General features: G+C 64.3%; 18 protein-coding genes and 1 pseudogene. 11 read left to right on the top strand and 8 right to left on the bottom strand.

Translation table 11 applies throughout. The features are described from left to right. A pseudogene (gene purE / locus C1D09_RS34205) lies at positions 1 to 94 on the top strand (5-(carboxyamino)imidazole ribonucleotide mutase); the annotation flags it as partial. Continuing rightward, a complete protein-coding gene (locus tag C1D09_RS08505) occupies positions 91 to 1,167 on the top strand; it encodes a 5-(carboxyamino)imidazole ribonucleotide synthase (protein ID WP_143973855.1) in 1,077 nt (358 codons plus the stop codon). The pseudogene purE and the gene C1D09_RS08505, both read left to right, overlap by 4 nt. A gap of 15 nt (positions 1,168 to 1,182) precedes the next feature. On the opposite strand, the gene C1D09_RS08500 is transcribed toward C1D09_RS08505, so the two are convergent. Next, the gene (locus C1D09_RS08500) at positions 1,183 to 1,599 is read right to left on the bottom strand and encodes a lysozyme inhibitor LprI family protein (RefSeq protein WP_143973854.1); all 417 of its coding nucleotides are present in this window, start codon (positions 1,597 to 1,599) and stop codon (positions 1,183 to 1,185) included. A gap of 232 nt (positions 1,600 to 1,831) precedes the next feature. Between C1D09_RS08500 and ykgO the strand changes: the two genes are divergently transcribed. The 4 genes from ykgO (at position 1,832) to C1D09_RS08480 (ending at position 4,323) form a co-directional block, all read left to right on the top strand. Continuing rightward, positions 1,832 to 1,957 (top strand): type B 50S ribosomal protein L36, encoded by a 126-nt coding sequence (gene ykgO, locus C1D09_RS08495; RefSeq protein WP_006327841.1) that lies wholly within the window; start codon positions 1,832 to 1,834, stop codon positions 1,955 to 1,957. Positions 1,958 to 2,066: 109 nt separating this feature from the next. After that, entirely contained in the window at positions 2,067 to 2,675 is a 609-nt protein-coding gene (locus C1D09_RS08490; protein WP_143973853.1) for a tetratricopeptide repeat protein, read from the top strand. A gap of 108 nt (positions 2,676 to 2,783) precedes the next feature. Then, positions 2,784 to 3,851, top strand: coding sequence for an alpha/beta fold hydrolase (locus C1D09_RS08485; protein ID WP_143973852.1), 1,068 nt, complete (start codon positions 2,784 to 2,786; stop codon positions 3,849 to 3,851). 1 nt (position 3,852) lies between these two features. Further along, the gene (locus C1D09_RS08480) at positions 3,853 to 4,323 is read left to right on the top strand and encodes a hypothetical protein (protein ID WP_143973851.1); all 471 of its coding nucleotides are present in this window, start codon (positions 3,853 to 3,855) and stop codon (positions 4,321 to 4,323) included. An 89-nt stretch (positions 4,324 to 4,412) separates the two neighbouring features. Here C1D09_RS08480 and pyk read toward each other — a convergent pair whose 3' ends face one another. Further along, on the bottom strand, positions 4,413 to 5,855 hold the full coding sequence (gene pyk, locus C1D09_RS08475) for a pyruvate kinase (protein WP_143973850.1): 1,443 nt from the start codon (positions 5,853 to 5,855) through the stop codon (positions 4,413 to 4,415). Further along, the gene (locus C1D09_RS08470; protein ID WP_143973856.1) at positions 5,852 to 6,340 is read right to left on the bottom strand and encodes a DUF1036 domain-containing protein; all 489 of its coding nucleotides are present in this window, start codon (positions 6,338 to 6,340) and stop codon (positions 5,852 to 5,854) included. The genes pyk and C1D09_RS08470 overlap by 4 nt, the downstream gene beginning before the upstream one ends. A gap of 246 nt (positions 6,341 to 6,586) precedes the next feature. Between C1D09_RS08470 and C1D09_RS08465 the strand changes: the two genes are divergently transcribed. From C1D09_RS08465 to C1D09_RS08455, 3 genes are all read left to right on the top strand, one after another. Further along, a complete protein-coding gene (locus C1D09_RS08465) occupies positions 6,587 to 7,384 on the top strand; it encodes an N-formylglutamate amidohydrolase (RefSeq protein WP_143973849.1) in 798 nt (265 codons plus the stop codon). Between the two features lie 11 nt (positions 7,385 to 7,395). Beyond that, entirely contained in the window at positions 7,396 to 7,704 is a 309-nt protein-coding gene (locus tag C1D09_RS08460; protein ID WP_143973848.1) for a DUF1244 domain-containing protein, read from the top strand. 280 nt (positions 7,705 to 7,984) lie between these two features. Then, on the top strand, positions 7,985 to 9,160 hold the full coding sequence (locus C1D09_RS08455; RefSeq protein ID WP_143973847.1) for an MFS transporter: 1,176 nt from the start codon (positions 7,985 to 7,987) through the stop codon (positions 9,158 to 9,160). On the opposite strand, the gene C1D09_RS08450 is transcribed toward C1D09_RS08455, so the two are convergent. Beyond that, the gene (locus tag C1D09_RS08450; RefSeq protein ID WP_143973846.1) at positions 9,124 to 10,032 is read right to left on the bottom strand and encodes a LysR family transcriptional regulator; all 909 of its coding nucleotides are present in this window, start codon (positions 10,030 to 10,032) and stop codon (positions 9,124 to 9,126) included. The two genes, C1D09_RS08455 and C1D09_RS08450, sit on opposite strands and share 37 nt — an antisense overlap. A gap of 116 nt (positions 10,033 to 10,148) precedes the next feature. Here C1D09_RS08450 and C1D09_RS08445 point away from each other — a divergent pair, with 116 nt between their 5' ends. Both C1D09_RS08445 and C1D09_RS08440 read left to right on the top strand, forming a co-directional pair. Beyond that, positions 10,149 to 10,352 carry a DUF680 domain-containing protein gene (locus C1D09_RS08445; RefSeq protein WP_143973845.1) on the top strand — a complete coding sequence of 68 codons (204 nt, stop codon included), beginning with the start codon at positions 10,149 to 10,151 and terminating at the stop codon, positions 10,350 to 10,352. Positions 10,353 to 10,439: 87 nt separating this feature from the next. After that, positions 10,440 to 11,396 (top strand): SDR family oxidoreductase, encoded by a 957-nt coding sequence (locus tag C1D09_RS08440; protein WP_143973844.1) that lies wholly within the window; start codon positions 10,440 to 10,442, stop codon positions 11,394 to 11,396. 42 nt (positions 11,397 to 11,438) lie between these two features. Here C1D09_RS08440 and C1D09_RS08435 read toward each other — a convergent pair whose 3' ends face one another. The 4 genes from C1D09_RS08435 to C1D09_RS08420 form a co-directional block, all read right to left on the bottom strand. Continuing rightward, positions 11,439 to 11,597, bottom strand: a complete 159-nt coding sequence (locus C1D09_RS08435; RefSeq protein ID WP_096451130.1) for a DUF3309 family protein — start codon at positions 11,595 to 11,597, stop codon at positions 11,439 to 11,441. A 120-nt stretch (positions 11,598 to 11,717) separates the two neighbouring features. After that, complete coding sequence (locus tag C1D09_RS08430) at positions 11,718 to 14,891, bottom strand: efflux RND transporter permease subunit (RefSeq protein ID WP_143973843.1); 3,174 nt, start codon at positions 14,889 to 14,891, stop codon at positions 11,718 to 11,720. A 75-nt stretch (positions 14,892 to 14,966) separates the two neighbouring features. Beyond that, complete coding sequence (locus tag C1D09_RS08425; protein WP_143973842.1) at positions 14,967 to 16,142, bottom strand: efflux RND transporter periplasmic adaptor subunit; 1,176 nt, start codon at positions 16,140 to 16,142, stop codon at positions 14,967 to 14,969. A gap of 161 nt (positions 16,143 to 16,303) precedes the next feature. Continuing rightward, on the bottom strand, positions 16,304 to 16,946 hold a 643-nt coding region (locus C1D09_RS08420; RefSeq protein ID WP_342780215.1), incomplete at its 5' end, for a hypothetical protein.

Below are 16,946 nucleotides of genomic sequence, written 5' to 3'. Positions count from 1 at the left end.
GGCGCTGAACGACGACAAGCTTGCCCAGCGCCTCGATGCCTGGCGCGCCTCGCAGACCGCCAAGGTCGCCGGCGAACCGACGGACACGCCGTGAGCCTGCCCGCCGGATCGACCATCGGCATCATTGGCGGCGGCCAGCTCGGCCGCATGCTGGCAATGGCCGCAGCCCGCCTCGGTTACCGCACCATCGTGCTGGAGCCGCAGCCGGATTGTCCGGCCGCCCAGGTCGCCAACGGGCAGATTACATCAGCCTATGACGACCCGGCCGCCCTTGCCGAGCTGGCGGCGGCAAGTGCCATCGTCACCTACGAGTTCGAGAACGTTCCGGTCACGGCGGCAGAAGCGCTTGCGGCCAAGGTTGCCGTCTATCCGCCGGCGCGCGCGCTCGATGTGGCGCAGGACCGACTGAGCGAAAAGACATTCCTGAACGGCATCGGCATTGCCACCGCCGAGTTTCGTCCGGTCGATACCGACGAGGAACTGACGGCGGCGCTGAAAACGTTCGGCGGCAGCGGCATCCTGAAAACGCGGCGCATGGGCTATGACGGCAAGGGCCAGCGCGTCTTCCGCAACATGGAAGCGGGCGGCTTCGCCGGCACCTGCGAGGCGATGGGCAATGTGCCGCTGATCCTGGAAAGCTTCGTGCCCTTCGAGCGCGAGATCTCGGTGATCGCGGCGCGTGGCCTGGATGGCGCCGTGGCTGCCTACGACCCGGCCGCGAATGTCCACCGCAACGGCATTCTCCACACTTCGACGCTGCCGGCCGGCGTCAAAGTTGAAACGGCTGAAGCGGCGCGAACGGCCGCGGCGACAATCCTCTCGGCGCTCGATTATGTCGGCGTCATCGGTGTCGAGTTCTTCGTGCTGGCCGACGGCTCGCTGCTGGTCAATGAGATTGCGCCGCGCGTCCACAATTCAGGCCATTGGACCGAGGCGGCCTGCATCGTTTCGCAGTTCGAGCAGCACATCCGCGCCGTGGCCGGTCTTGCGCTCGGCAGCCCAGGCCGGCATTCCGATTGCGTGATGGAGAACCTGATCGGCGATGACGTGCTGCGCGTGCCGACCCTGCTCGCCGAGCCTGATCTGATGCTGCATCTCTATGGCAAGGCCGAGGCACGGCCCGGCCGCAAGATGGGCCATTTCACCCGCATCAGCCGCCGCGCCTAATAGCCGGAACCGGACCTATTGCACCGCGTCGCCCTCGTTGGGGCTGGCGCAGCTCGCATCGCCTTCCTCGCAATTGGCCGAGGCCGCAAGCTGTTTGATGCGGTCATTGGTCAGCCTGGTCAGGCACTGCGAAACTTCCATCGCGTGGATGGAACCGCCCACGCTGGCGGCTGTGCTGCGCGCGCACTCGGCGTCGCGGAAGGCGATCCAGGCGCGTTGCGCCGCCTGCAGCAATCTTTTGCCGTCCGCATCATCCGAGCCAATCAGGTCCTGATAGGCCGCATTGAGCCTGGCGTCGGCGGCCTGGTAGTCCTCGCCGGCGCAGATGTTCATCATCTGCTGGCTGTCGTCGGAGCGGTCGCATTCCTGTGCGCGCACGATCGACGTTCCCGCCAGGACGATAAGGCAGGCGGACAACAATATTCGGCGCATCATCGTCCCCAAATCACTTGAAATGCGCCGCATCATCCCAGCCCGCTCGTGGCCGCGCAATGCCGCAAGGCCCGACATGGCGGATATTTGACGATATGGAGGTGTGGAGCATGCTTGCGGTTGACATGGGCAAGGCTCCTCGTTTATGAGCCACCCACCGTTGAAAAGGCGCGTCTTCTGGCGCGCCTTAAAATTTCGACCCGGAACCGGGTCCACACCGACAGGCAAGACCATGAAGATCAAGAATTCGCTCAAGGCGCTGAAGGCGCGTCACCGCGACAACCAGCTGGTTCGCCGCAAGGGCCGCGTTTACATCATCAACAAGACCGCCCCGCGCTACAAGGCGCGCCAGGGCTGAGCTTTCGGCCGGAGGCTTTTCGCCTCCGCCCCTTGGTGCTTGTCGGCCTGCCGGCCTTCTCACGCTAAAATCACTTTGCTGTTCCGCCGCCCGGGACTAGGATCGGGCGATGCGGATTCTTTTTGCATTTTTGACAGCCCTGCTTGTTTCCGGCGCCATAAGCGTGCCGGCCACGGCCGCGGACGATCAGCCGGCAGCGCCGGCCACCCCTGACGCTCCGGCCGCGCCGATGACGAAACAGGCCCGGCTCGACAAGCTGTTTTCCGACCTCAAGCGCGAACGCAACGAAAAGGCGGCCGAACGCATCGCCGGCAACATCTGGGGCGAATGGTTCCAGTCCGGCAGCGCCTCGATCGACCTGATGATGCTGTGGTCGCAAAAAGCGATGGACAACCAGAAATTCGACGTCGCGCTCGATTTTCTCGACCAGGTGGTGACCTTGCAGCCGACCTATGCCGAAGGCTGGAACCGGCGCGCGACGGTGCATTTCATGATGAAGAACTACGGCAAGTCGATGGCCGACATCGACCACACGCTGCAACTCGAGCCGCGCCATTTCGGCGCGCTGTCGGGCCTGGCGCAGATCATGGCGCTGACCGGCCACAAGCAGTCGGCCCTCGAAGCCTGGCAGAAGGTGCTCGCTATCTATCCGATGATGCGCAGCGCCCAGGACCAGGTCGCGACGCTTTCGGAAGAGCTCGCCGGCGAAGGAATTTAGTGCACGCGGGTAGGACTAGGCAGCAGGTAACGATTGGAGAACGCAATCGTTCTGTCTACTGTCTATTCCCCACCCAAACTTATTCCGTCCCAGCCCGTATATACTCGCATGAACCTGATCTACGCCGCGTTCGCCTTCCTCTTTGCACTCATCTTCGTCCTGATCGGCGTTACCCGCGTCGGCTCGTGGCTGATCGAACGCCGTGATCCGGCCATTGGCGAATTCGCTTCCATAGGCGGCGCCCGCATCCACTATGTCCACATTCCCGCACCCGCCAATGCGGAGCTGCCGCCGATCGTCTTCATCCATGGCGCCAGCGCCAATCTCGGCGATCAGATGCTGCCGCTCAGGCCGCTGCTCGAGGGGCGCGCCGAAATGCTGTTCTTCGACCGGCCAGGTCACGGCTGGTCGGGACGCGGGCCTGGGAACAATGAGGATCCGTCGGCGCAGGCCAATACCCTCGCCGCCCTGATGGACCGCCTCGGCATTAGGAAGGCAATCATCGTCGGCCATTCCTTCGGCGGCGTGGTGACGGCGGCTTTCGGCCGCGAGCATGCCGACAGGACGCTCGGTCTCGTCTTCCTGGCGCCGGCGACCCATCCCTGGCCGGGCGGCGCGACATCCTGGTATTACGACCTGACCACCGTTCCGGTAATCGGCAGGCTCTTCTCCGAAACACTCACCTACCTCGCCGGCACGTTTCAGATGGCCGATTCGACGACCTGCGTATTCTCGCCCAACAAGGTGCCGGACGACTATCTCGGCACGGCCGCGATCCCGCTGGTGTTGCGGCCGTCGGCCTTTCGCGCCAACGCCACCGACGTCGCCGGCCTCTATCGCTATACGCTTGGCGCCGCGCCGCGCTACAAAGAGATACGCGCGCCGACCGTGGTCATTTCAGGCGACCGCGACAAGGTCGTCTATGCCCATATCCATTCCGTCGGCCTGGTGCGCGACATCCCGGGTGCCGAGCTCGTCTGGGTGCACAATCTCGGCCACAAGCCGGACTGGATCGCCTCGGACCTCGTCGTCGGCGCCATCGAGAAGGCAGCCGGCAAGGATACCGATCTGCAAGCGATAGCCAGAACGGTCGAGGCGCGGATCGCAGGCGATACCTATGGTGTGGGCAAGTGCGCCGACATCAAGGAGCCCCAAACCGAACTCGCGCCGAGCTGAGATGTATGTCCTCAAGCACGGCATCAAGAAAAACCCGGAAAAGCGATGGGCGCTGCCGGATCGCATCTTCTTCGGCTACGGCGCATGCCACATTCTTGCAGGCACTTTCCTCGAGCATCCCCCGCTTGCAGGATTTCATGCGGAGCGGATCATCCCGGCCGAGGGCTTTTCGGGAAACCATATCTATGTGACGAACGGCATCATCGCTTTCGACTACCACGGCTACTCCAGCCGCCAGCGCCTCCTGGAGCACCATCGCAGGGGCTGGTCCTCTCACAGTACCGGTTGGCACTGCCTGATCGAGAAAGTCGATTTCGACCTGCTCGACACGGCCGAGTTAAATCAGCGAAAGATGCTGGGCCCGGATCAGTACCTATATGACACAGTTTCGCGAGCACGTCGGTTTCTTCAGCGCATGGACCACGCGCAAGCCGCTGCAAGAGCGCTCGGAATCGCGACGGCCGGAGGCTAGATCAAGGCGGGGATCATTGCCCCGCGCCTTTGCTGCATTCCAGTCACAGCGAGCCGCACGAAACCGCGCGACACGCTTCAGCCGCGAAATCAGCTGCTGCGGCCGCCCTGCGCTTCGGAGCCGACATAGGCGATGCGCAGCATATTGGTCGAGCCGGGCGTCCTCAGCGGCACGCCGGCCGTGATGATGACGCGGTCGCCCGGCTTGCCGAACTCTTCTTCCAGCGCAATGCGGCAGGCGCGGTTGACCATGTCGTCGAGATCGGTGGCATCGGGCGAGACGACGCAGTGCGTGCCCCACAGCAGCGACAGGCGCCGCGCGGTGTTGAGGATCGGCGACAGCGCGATGATCGGCACTTGCGGCCGTTCGCGCGCGGCGCGCAGCCCGGTGGTGCCGGACGCCGTGTACGTGATGATCGCCGACAGTTTCAGCGTCTCGGCGATCTCGCGGGCAGCCAGCGAGATGGCGTCGGCGCCGGTCGCTTCCGGTTCGGAGCGCTGGGCGTTGATGATGCCGGCATAGGTCGGGTCCGTTTCGACCTTGGTGGCGATGCGGTTCATCATCGCCACCGCTTCGACGGGATAGGCACCCGCCGCCGATTCCGCCGACAGCATGATGGCGTCGGCGCCCTCGAACACGGCGATCGAAACGTCGGAGACTTCGGCGCGGGTCGGCACCGGTGCGGTGATCATCGATTCCAGCATCTGCGTGGCGACCACCACCGGCTTGCCGGCGCGGCGCGCCGCGCGCGTGATCTGCTTCTGGATGCCGGGAACGGCTTCCAGCGGCATCTCGACGCCGAGATCGCCGCGGGCGACCATCAGCGCGTCGGACAGTTCGATGATCTCGGCCAGCCGGGCGACGGCCTGCGGCTTTTCGATCTTGGCCATGATCAGCGCGCGGCCACGCGCGATCTTGCGCGCTTCGGCCAGATCCTCGGGCCGCTGCACGAAGGACAGCGCGATCCAGTCGACGCCCGTGGCGAGCACCGCGTCGAGATCCTTGCGGTCCTTCTCGGTCAGCGCGCCGACCGGCAGGTCGGTATCGGGCAGGCTGACGCCCTTCTTGTCGGAAATCGTGGTGCCGGCGACGACCGTGCAGACGATCGACTTGCCGTCACTCTTCACCGCCTTCAGCTCGAGCTTGCCGTCGTCGATCAAAAGACGGTGACCGGGCTCGACCGAGCTCAGGATCTCCGGATGCGGCAGATAGACCCTGGTCGAGGTGCCGGGCTCGGGATTGTCGTCGAGCGTGAAGGTCTGGCCTGGCGTCAGAACTTCCTTGCCATTGGCGAACTTGCCGACGCGCAGCTTGGGCCCTTGCAGGTCGGCGAGGATACCGATCGGCCGGCCGACCTTTTCCTCGACGGCGCGAATACGGCCGACCAGCGTGCGCATCAGTTCGTGGTCGGTATGGCTCATATTGATGCGGAACACGTCGGCGCCCGCTTCGAACAATTTCTGCAGCATCTCCTCGGAGGAGGATGCCGGACCGATTGTGGCTAGGATCTTGACCTTGCGGCTGCGTCTCATTGACTATTGGTTCCCGGGGCGGCTGGTGCGCCTCCCGTTGCGGGTTCATCGGTCAGCTGGACCATCCAGCTCGCCTGTTCGCCCGTGTCATATTCCTGGAATCCGGCGCGCTGGAAGCCCCGGGCGACGCAGTCGTTTACGCCGGCGATCTTGAACTCTTTTTCAGCCACGCACATGTTGATCGGGCCGTCCCAGCGTCCACCGCGCTCGGCGTCTTCTGCATAAAGATAGTAAAACCTTGATGACAGCGGCCCTTCGATCAACGTCTTGCAGCTCGATCCTTCGATGTGCCACCAGCCTTCGGTGATCCAGCCGGCCTTGGCACGATAGCCGATGCCGACGCCGACCAGGTTCTGCGTGGCGTTGCAGACGCGGAAATCGGCACGCGCCGGCGAGGCCATGACTACCGCCGACAGGCCAACGGCCACGGTCAGGAGCGGCATGGCAAAGGCAGAGCGCATGCGCTGCCTGCCGGCGGAACCCATCCGAAAACCCCTCAAGAACCACATCAGCATCTCTCTGCGCCCCTTTTCGGAAAAGTCCGGGCGCATGTCAACGCGCCGTTTTGATCAATTCCAATCGATTTAGGAAGGCTCCCGGCGCGCTATCCGTCGCCCTTTGCCAGATTTCCCGATAAACCTTGGCCAAACAACGGCATTGCGCACGCGTCGTCTTCGTGGAATGACGATAGCACCCTCCCCGGAAGCCAGCGAACAGACCATTTCCCGCCAATGACCCGATCCACAGTTTTCGCGCCTTTCGACATTGTCGAGGGCGACCGCAAGCGGGGCATCGTGCTTCTGGCCGATCATGCCCGCCGCGACCTGCCCGACGACTATGGCAGCCTCGGCCTGCCCGCGGCGGAGTTCGATCGACACATCGCCTATGACATTGGCGTCGAAGCGGTGACGCGCGAGCTTGCCGGCCTGCTCGACGTGCCGGCGGTCATCGCCAATTTTTCGCGGCTCCTGATCGATCCCAATCGCGGCGAGGACGATCCGACACTCATCCGCCAGCTCTATGACGGCACGGTGGTACCGGGAAACTATCCGATCGCGCCGGAAGAGCGCGAAAGGCGGCTAGACCGCTTCTACCGGCCCTATCACGACGCCGTCGGCGCGGTGATCGCCTCGGTCGCGCAGGCGTCCGGCCGGGCGCCCTTCATCTTCTCCGTGCATTCCTTCACGCCGGTGATGCAGGGCAGGCAACGCCCCTGGCATGTCGGCATCCTGTGGGATCTGGATGACCGGGTGGCGCGGCCGCTGATCGATATGCTGGCGCAGGACGAGAACCTGATCGTCGGCGACAACGAACCCTATGACGGCGCGCTGCGTGGCGACACCATGTTCAGGCATGCCATCGTCAACGGCTATGCCCACGCACTGATCGAGATCCGACAGGACCTGATAGCGGACCAGAAAGGCGCGCTTGCCTGGGCCGAGCGCCTGGCGCCAATCGTTGACGCGATAGACCGCCGTCCCGATATACATGCGGTAAAAATATTCGGCTCGCGCACCGGGCCGCTGTGACGGAGGTTTCGATGACCAAACTGAGCGACGAGCAGAAGCGCGATTTCGAAGCCGCCGCCTTTCGCCGGTTGGTCGAGCACCTCAGGGAGCGCAGCGACGTCCAGAACATCGACCTGATGAACCTCGCCGGCTTCTGTCGCAACTGCCTGTCGAACTGGTATCGCGAGGCGGCCACTGCCGTGGGTGTCGATCTCTCCAAGGATCAGTCGCGCGAGATCGTCTACGGCATGCCCTATGCCGAGTGGCAGGCTCTCAACCAGACCGAAGCGTCGGACGCCAAGAAGGCTGAATTCGAGGCAAGCCGGCCGAAAGATCACTGAACCTTATAAGGCGAGCGGCCTCCGGCTATGGTATCTGCGATGGGCGAGGCTCTCCGACTTCGCCATCCCAGGGTTTCCGCGACGTTGCTGCGCGCCTTGCTCCGCCCGTGGATGACGAAGGGAGAGGCTTTTTCGCCAATTTCCGACGTAGGGAAGTTCGCCAGAACGATGGTGGTTCTATTTCAGCCTTTGGTCCAAAGGCTTCCTGAAACCGGCGCTTGACTGAAAATTGAATCGATCTAATTTGCCGCGCAAAGCCATTTTTTGACCGGATTCGCCTATGAACGTGTCGAACGCCATGCAGACTGCCATTCGCGGGCGATGGGCCGTGGCGGCAATTTTCCTCGCCAATGGCTTTCTGACCGGCAGCTGGGCGCCGCAGATTCCGGTGTTCCTGACCCGGCTCGACATTTCGAAATTCACCCTTGGCCTGCTGATCCTTTTGTTCGGCGCCGGCGCGGTCACCGCCATGACCTGGTGCGGCCACCTGATCTCGAAACATGGATCGCGCACCGTGCTGCGCTGGTTCGGTCTCTGCGGCAGCCTCGGCCTCCTGGTCGTGGCGCTGGCGCCCAACGTGCCGCTGGCGGCCATCGCCATGTTCATTTTCGGCGGCTCGATCGGCGGCATGGATGTCGCCATGAACGCCAATGCAGTGGTGGTGGAACGAAAGATGTCCCGCGCCATCATGTCCTCCTCGCACGGCTTCTGGAGCCTCGGTGGTTTCGCTGGCGGCGGCCTCGGCGGCTTTGCCATCCAGCACTATGGCCACCTCGCCCATGCCGCGGTCGTGACCGTGCTCGCCTTCGCTGCGATCGCGATGGCGGTCGGCTATCTCGTCGCCGAGGACAGGCCACAGGCGGCCGAGCATCACAAATTCACGCTGCCGGCAAACCCGCTGGTCTACCTGATCGGCCTGATGGCTCTGCTGACGATGATCTCCGAGGGCGCGGTGCTCGATTGGGCAGCGCTGTATCTGCGACAGGAACTCGGCGCCGACCTTGCCGTCGCCGGTCTTGCCTATGCCGCCTTCTCCGGCGTCATGGCGATCATGCGCTTCTTCGGCGATGGCGTGCGCAACCGTTTTGGCGCGGTGATGACGCTGCGCGGCTCGGCTGTCGTCGCCGCCGCCGGCATGCTGGTCGCCGGCCTGTCGCCCTCGCCCTGGCTCGCCATCGCCGCCTTTGCCCTTTGCGGTTTTGGCATCGCCAATATGGTGCCGATCATCTTCTCGGCCGGCGGCAACCAGGAAGGCATGTCATCGGGCACCGGCATGAGCGTCGTCACCACCATGGGCTATTCCGGCATTCTGGTGGCGCCGTCGGCGATCGGCTTCGTCGCCGAGCATTCCAGCTTCGGACCGATCTTCATCGCCATGTCGGTGCTGCTGATCGTCGTCTTGCTGATGGCGGGCCTCGCTCACCGCGCCGAATTCGCCCCCGTGCCCGCCGAATAGCGCTTCAACTCCTCGTGGAGAAAATCCGCCACGCGGCGGATGCGCACGCTGCTGCGCACATCGCGATGCATCGCCAGCCATACCGGCAGGCTTGGCAGCGGCAGGCCGGGCAGCACCTTCTCCACCAGCGGGTCGCGATCGGCCAGCGGCTCCTGGCCGAGGCCAATGCCGTTTCCCGCCCGCACCGCCTCCCACAGGACCATCTGGTTGTCGGCCCTGAAGCGGAAACTGCTCCGGGTGACCGGGAGGGCGAATTGCGTAAAGCCGCGGATCATCTCGTCGCTGCGGTCGAAGCCGATCAAGGGATGATCGCTAAGGTCGGCTGGCCCGAGCGGGCGGCCGCGCCGGTCGAGATAGGAAATGGCAGCGCAGGCGCAAAGTGGGATGTCGCAGACCTTGCGCGCCACCAGTTCGTTCTGCGCCGGCTTGACCATGCGGATGGCGATGTCGGCGTCCCGCCGCAGCAGGTTCTCGACCTGGTTCGAGGCAACGATCTCGACCTCGATGCCGGGTTCCTCGATGCCGAGCCGTGCGGTCATGCGGGGCAGCACATATGCCGCCACCACTTCGCTGGCGGCGATGCGCACGGTGCCTTCGATTGCCTCGACCGCGCCCATCGCAAGACGTGAAAAAGCACTCGCCTGCTCGCTGACCGCCTTGCCCCGTTCGAAAAGCGTGGCGCCGGCTTCCGTCAGCGCATAGCCGCTACGCCCGCGCCTGAACAGGGTGACACCGAGCGCCTGTTCCAATTCCCCGATGTGGCGGCCAAGCGTCGGCTGGCTGGCCGACAGTTTGCGCGCGGCGGCCGACAGGCTGCCGGTTTCGGCGACCGTGACGAAGCTCTTGATCAGGTTCCAGTCGATGTCATTCATTCAAAAATGAATATCAGAACTGCATTCATGGTCAATTTCAATTCATCGATGCAGCAATCATATTCGCCCTGCAAACACCCGATACGGACTGCAACCACGAACCAGGAGAGTTCAGAATGACCAAGATCGCTGTCACCGCCGCCGCCCTCCTCATCACCGCCAGCACCGCTTTCGCCGGTAGCGACAAGTTCGGCTCGAACGATGCCAGCCAGCCGGTCGTCGCCGGCACCGACACCACGACCACCGCGTCGATCGAGAAATCCGAGATCACCTATCAGAAGCCGCAGGGCAGCAACCGTGACCTCTTCGGCAGCCGCTGAACGGCGGTCCGCGGAAGATCCAGAAGCGGCGGGCTCGTCCCGCCGCCCCAAACCCCCGTCGCTTCAAATTAAATAAGGAGCCGAACAATGACCAAGATCGCAATTCTCGGCGCCAATGGCCGGCTCGGCCGCGTGGTTGCCAAGGCCTTCATCGACGCCGGCTTCGACGTCCGCACCGTCACCCGCACCGGCAAGGTGCCGGCCGAACTGGCAGGCGCCACGGCGGTTGCCGGCGATGCGCTGGACCGTCAATCGCTGATCCGTGCCGCCGAGGGCGTGGATATCATCTTCAACGGCCTCAACCCGATCTATACCGATTGGGGCAAATGCCTGCCGATGGCCGAAAACGTCATGGCCGCCTGCCATGCCAACAACGCGCTGCATCTGTTCCCCGGCACCGTCTACAATTACGGCTCGCCTATGCCGGCGGTCATCACGGAAAACACGCCGTTCCACCCGACGACCGAGAAGGGCCGCATCCGCTGCGCCATGGAGGAGCTGTTCCGCCGCGAGGCCGATGCCGAGCGCGTCCGCACCATTCTGCTGCGCGCCGGCGATTTCTTCGGCGGCACCGGGAGCGGCTCCTGGTTCGACCTGGTCGTCGCCGCCAAGATCGGCAAGGGCGTCTACACCGCGCCCGGTCCGGCCGACCTCGTGCATGAATGGGCGTATCTGCCGGACTTCGCCGAGGGCTTCGTCGCCCTGGCCAGGAATCTCGACAAGCTTGGCTCCTATGAAGCGCTGAACTTTCCAGGCCATGCCGTCACCGATGTTGAGATCAAGGCCGCCGCCGAGAAGGCGCTTGGCCGACCGCTCAAGATGACCTCGATGCCTTGGTGGGTGCTGCGCGCCGGCAGCCCGTTCGTGGCGATGTGGCGCGAGATCGTCTCGATGTCGTATCTGCGCTTCGAGCCGCACCGTCTGGCCTCGACGCGGCTGGAGGGCATCATCGGCGAGATCCCGCACACGCCGCTCGATCAGGCAGTCGCCCGATCCCTCGAGGACATCGGCATCGCCACTGGGAAGGGCATGAAAGCCGCCTGAGTCACGCGCCGGGCCATGCCTGCCCCGAGCCGAAAAGGCTGCTCAGAGCCGCCCCATCAGAAGCAACACCAGAACCACCACCAGAACCACACCGACAATGCCGGAGGGTCCATAACCCCAGGAGCGCGAATGCGGCCATGCCGGCACCGCGCCGATCAGGACAAGGATCAGGACGACGATGACAAGTGTGCTGATCGGCATGAGAAATTCCCCGCATTGAGTTCACTCGAGGGCGATGCTTCGCACCCCACACAAAGGAACAATGCAAAAGGCCGCCCGGTTGTTCCGGGCGGCCCTTGCCGTTCAGATCGGGAAGCGTGCCTACTCGGCGGCTTTTGGAAAGGCGATCGCGGGTTCCGCGGCATCCACCGTGGGCGCGTCCGACGAGATCTCGCCCTTGCCGCGCCGGAACAGCCGGCTGATCAAGCCGCGCCGTGCGCCTGGCTTGACCTTGGCGCGCGTGAACACCATCAGCATCGACGGCGTCACCACCAGTGTGAGAACCGTGGCGAAGGACAGGCCGAAAACGATGGCCGAGGACAGCGAAATCCACCATTGCGTCGACGGCGCGTTGATCGTCGTCTCGTGATGGAAGATCTCCAGCCCAAGGCCGAAGGCGATCGGCAGCACGCCGAGGATGGCCGATACGGCCGTCAGCACCACCGGCCGCGCGCGCTCGCGGCAGGTCTGCAGGACGGCATCCATCTTGTCCCAGCCCTCTTCGCGCAACCGGTCATAGGTGTCGATCAGCACGATGTTGTTGTTCACCACCACGCCAGCCAGCGCGATGACGCCGATGCCCGACATGACGATGCCGAACGTCTCGCCTGTTATCAGCAGTCCCAGGAACACGCCGATCGTCGCCATGACCACGCAGGAGAGCACCAGCCAGACGCTGGTGAACTTGTTGAACTGCGCCAAAAGCACCAGGAAGATCAGGAAGATCGCCGCACCGAAGGCCTTGCTGAGGAAGGCGCTGGCTTCGGCACTGTCTTCGTTCGAGCCGGCCAGTTTCCAGCGGATGCCGCTGCCGAGATTCATGTCGGTGACGGCCTGGGTGACCTCCTGCTGCACGGCGGCGACCTGCTTGCCGGCGGCGACGTTGGCCTGCACCACAACGGTACGGGCACCGTCGATGCGGTTGAGGATGCCGACGCTTGGCTTGGCCTTGCGGACGACGAAGTTCGAAATCGGCACCGACCCCTGCGAGGTCTGCACCCGGAGCTCGTCGAGCGTCGACAGCGTGCGCCGGTCCTCCGGCAAGCGCAGCCGGATGTCGACCGCCTTGTCGGCGCCGGCAGGCCGGTATTCCGAGAGCTTCAGGCCGTTGGTGACGAGCTGCACCACCGTTCCGACCGAGGTCGGGCTGATGCCATACTGCGCGGCCTTGGCGCGGTCGACCTCGAGTGCCCAGTCGACGCCGGGCGGCGGCAGGCCGTCGGAAACGTCGATGACGCCAGGCACCTTGGCGATGCGCGCCGCAACCGCACGCGCCTTCTCGTCCAATCCCTTGGGGTCGATCGCCGAAAGCCTGATCTGGATCGGCTTGCCGGTCGGCGGGCCGGCCTCCGGCACGCGGACCTCGACGTCGACGCCTGGAATACCGGCCATGACGCCGCGCAGGTCATTCAGGATCTGGTTCGCCGATTTGCGTTCTCGCCAGTCGATGAATTCGTACTGGATGACGCCGACGACATCCTCGGGCACATCCTGGCCGCCGCCCTGCGACTTGCCGACGCGGGTATAGACGGACTTCAGGCCCGGCCAGCCGAGCAGCCGGTTTTCGGCGATCTTGGTCGCCGTGTCCATTTCGGCCAGCGAGAGGTTGCCGCGGGCATGCACATAGAGCAGGCCGTAATCGGGCTCCACGCTCGGGAAGAACTCGACGCCGGCGCCATATTTCGAATAGCCAACGAAGATGCCCACCAGCAACATGACGGTCAGCACCATCACCGTGATGGGGAAGCGCACCGCCTGCTTGACGACCGCCATGTACCAGCCGTCGCGATTGTCGTCGGCGTGATGGTCCGGCGCCTTGGCGAAGATCGCGCCAAGCGTCGGCGCGAAGACCAACGCATAGAGCATCGACGCCGACAGTGTGACGATCAGCGTGATCGGCATGTACTTCATGAAATCGCCGATGATGCCCGGCCAGAACAGCAGCGGCGAGAAGGCGGCGATACGCGTCATCGTCGCCGCGATGACCGGGCCGGCCATGCGCTTGGCGGCAAGCGCGAAGGCTTCCTGCTTCGGCATGCCTTCGCTCATCCGCCGTTCGGCGAATTCGGTGACGATGATGGCGTCGTCCACCAGCATGCCGACCGCCAGGATAAGGCTGAACAGCACGATCATGTTGATCGTGTAGCCCATCATCGCCAGAAGCAGGATACCGATCAGGAAGGACGACGGGATGGCGAGGCCGATGAGCAGTGAGGCACGGCCGGACAGCGCGTAGAGGATGACGATGAACACCAGGATGACGGCGATCATCACGTGGTTCTGCAGGTCACCCAGCAGCTGGTTGACGAAGACCGACTTGTCCTGCGTGTAGGTGACGTGCATGCCCTCGGGCATGGTTTTGACGAAGGCATCGGACACCGCCCTCACCTTGGTGAGCGTGTCGATCAGATTGGCGCCGATGCGCTTCTTGACCTCGATGGCGATGGCCGGCTTGCCGTTGAGGCGCGTGATCGTCGTGGCATCGGCGAAGGTCGAGCGGATCGTCGCGATGTCCTTGGCCTGCACCACGGCATTGGGGCCGGCAACCACCGGCAGCGCGGCCACGTCCTCCGGCGTCTCGATCAGCGACGGCACCTTGACGGCATATTTGCCTTGCGAGCCCTCGATATTGCCGGCGGCGACCAGGCTGTTGGAGGCGCCGACGGCGCCGATCAGCTGGTCGAGTTGCAGCCCGTAGGAAGACAGCTTCATCGGATCGATGACGACCTCGACGAGATCGTCGCGGGAGCCCTGCAGCGAGCCTTCCAGAACGCCGGGCACCTCCTCGATGCGGTCACGCAGTTCGCGTGCCGCGGCGGCCAGCACGCGTTCGGGCAATTCGCCCGACAGCGTGACGACGAGCACCGGGAATTCGGAAATGTTGACCTCGGTGACGACAGGCTCCTCGGCCGCCTGCGGCAGATCGGCCTTGCCGTCCTGCACCTTGGAGCGTGTATCCTGCAGCGCCGTCGCCAGATTGGTCTGCGGCTGAAACTCGACCAGCACATAGCCGCCGCCCTGGAAGGCGGCCGAGCGCATTTCCTTGAGGCCCTTCAGGCTTTTCAGCTTGCTTTCCATCGGCCGCAGCAGAAGGCGCTCGGAATCCTCCGGCGAGATGCCTTGATAGATCAGGCTGACATACATCATCGGAATCGGAACGTCCGGTTCCGCTTCCTTCGGCGTCGACTGATAGGCGACCCAGCCTGCAATCAGCAGGAAGACCAGGACCGAGATGGTCAGGCGGGCATTGTTGATTGCGAGTCTGACGATATCCATGACTTATGCCTGTTGCTTTCAGGAGTGGCGAACGGACTGACGTCGCGGGCAGAGCCCGGCGCCGGCGTCGCTGCGCTACTGCGTCCCTGCGGTGGCTTCGCCGATCAGCTTGTTGATGGTCGCCTGATCGGCCTCGACCGGCTTGACCTCATCGCCTTCCTTCACCAGTTCCTGGCCGGCGACGATGATGCGCGCATCGGCCGGGATGCCGCCAAGCACGAGGCCGGTGGGGGTGTCGTCGACCAGGTCGATCGGGAAGAACGCAACCCTGTTGTCCTCGCCGACGGCGCGGATGCCCAGATCGCCCTTGTCGCCCAGTGTCACCACCGAGCGCGGCAGCAGGACCGCGTCGGTCGGCAGCGCGCTGAGCTGGATTTCCGCCGTCATGCCGGCCGGCACCGAGCCGTCGGCGTTGGGTATGGCGACCTCGACGCGGAAGGTGCGGGTCGCCGACGACGCGTCGCGGCTGATGTAGCGCACGGTGCCTTCGACGGTCTGGCCGCTGACCAGCCGGACGCTGGCCTTGTCGCCGATCTTGAGATAGCCGAGGTCGCGCTCGCTGATCTCGCCGCGGGCGATCACCGGATCGAGTTTCAGGATGGTGGCCACCTCGCCGCCCTGCATGACCGAACTGCCAAGCTCCACCGGCACCCGGTCGATGACGCCGTCGAACGGTGCCTTGACCTCGTTGCGGTCGAGCTCGGCCTGCGCCGTATCCAGCTGGGATTGCGCCTGGGTCAGGTTGGAGCGGGCGGTGTCGAGCTGCAGCTTGGGCAGATTGCCGGTCCTGGCGAGCCGTTCCGCGGCGTCGAGCTCGGCCTTGCGCTGCGCCAGCAACTGCCTGGCGTTGTCGACGTTCGAGATCTTTTCTTCCGCCGCCAGCATCAGCACCAGATCGCCTGTCTTGACGTGATCGCCTTGCTTGACCGGCAGCTTGTCGATGACGCCGGCGACGCGGGTTGCCAGAACCGCGCGCTTGTCGGCCTCGGTCAGGCCGGAAATGCGGATGGCGCGCGCATAGGTCTTGCGCGGCGGCGTCACCACGGCAACGGTGCGCAACGGAGCCTTCGGTTCGGCTTCCGCCGTCTTCGGCTTGCTTGCGTCCGGCGCCTTGTCCTGCTGGACCTCGGCCGCCTTGGCCTTGTTGGCCGCTACGCTGCCGACCGATGAGAATTCGCCTGTCGCCATCCACGCCGCGAAACCTATAAGCACAACAATGGCTGCAAGCTTGTGAAACCTGATTTTAGGCATCGTCATTTTTCCACTGCGGGTTCAGCCAGCACCGCGCCCTTCATGACGCGGGCGCGTCGCCGATATGGGTGCGCGCCTGACCGTGTTCAAATTGCCGTGATCGGCGAGCGCGCTTCTACATCAAAGTTGCACTGCAATATAGCCTTAAAGTTGCAAGACCATTACGGCATCGGGCAAGGTGAACCCGCAGCCGTCCAGTTTTCGATTGCTTGATGGGCCGCTTCGGCCAAACCCGGAGCCGGCTCACGATCCGCGCCCGGCGCCCAGCTCCAGGCGACAGGTTTGTCGTTGCGGACATGCAGCGCGACATCGGTCAATTTGCGGTCGCCATTGCGCGCCGGATCCTTGATCTGGGCGCAGATTTCGGCCGAGGATTTACCGAACCAGGCCATCTCGGTCGGCGCCAAATGCCGGCCGTCGGCACCGGCTGGTCCGGGCAATGCCTTGGAATTACTGGAGAAATGGCAGATTGTGCAGCGCAGGCCCGGATTGCCGAGGCCCGCTCCGTCGGTTCCGCGCTGGACGTCGAAGGCGTGCACAAATGCGGCGCCGTCATGCGCACCCGACCACCGCGGCCGGTCGTCCGCGACACGACAATCGGCGCAGCGCGGATGTGAGAACACCGCATGGATCTTGCCCCATTCGGAGGGGCCTCTGGCCATGTCGAGCGTCGGGCTTGGTGATGCCCGGCTCTCCTGCGCGGTTGCGGAAGGCGCCGCCGAAGCAAGGTGGCAGCAGGCGTCAGCATGATGAGACGCGTCTTCACGCGAAGGCCCCATTGTCGACAGCGGCAGGGTGCGAATG

Source organism: Mesorhizobium intechi, from assembly GCF_002879535.1.
Classification (GTDB): domain Bacteria; phylum Pseudomonadota; class Alphaproteobacteria; order Rhizobiales; family Rhizobiaceae; genus Mesorhizobium; species Mesorhizobium intechi.
The sequence above is the reverse complement of the archived record's forward strand: the minus strand, read 5'-3'. Positions and strand labels throughout refer to the sequence as shown.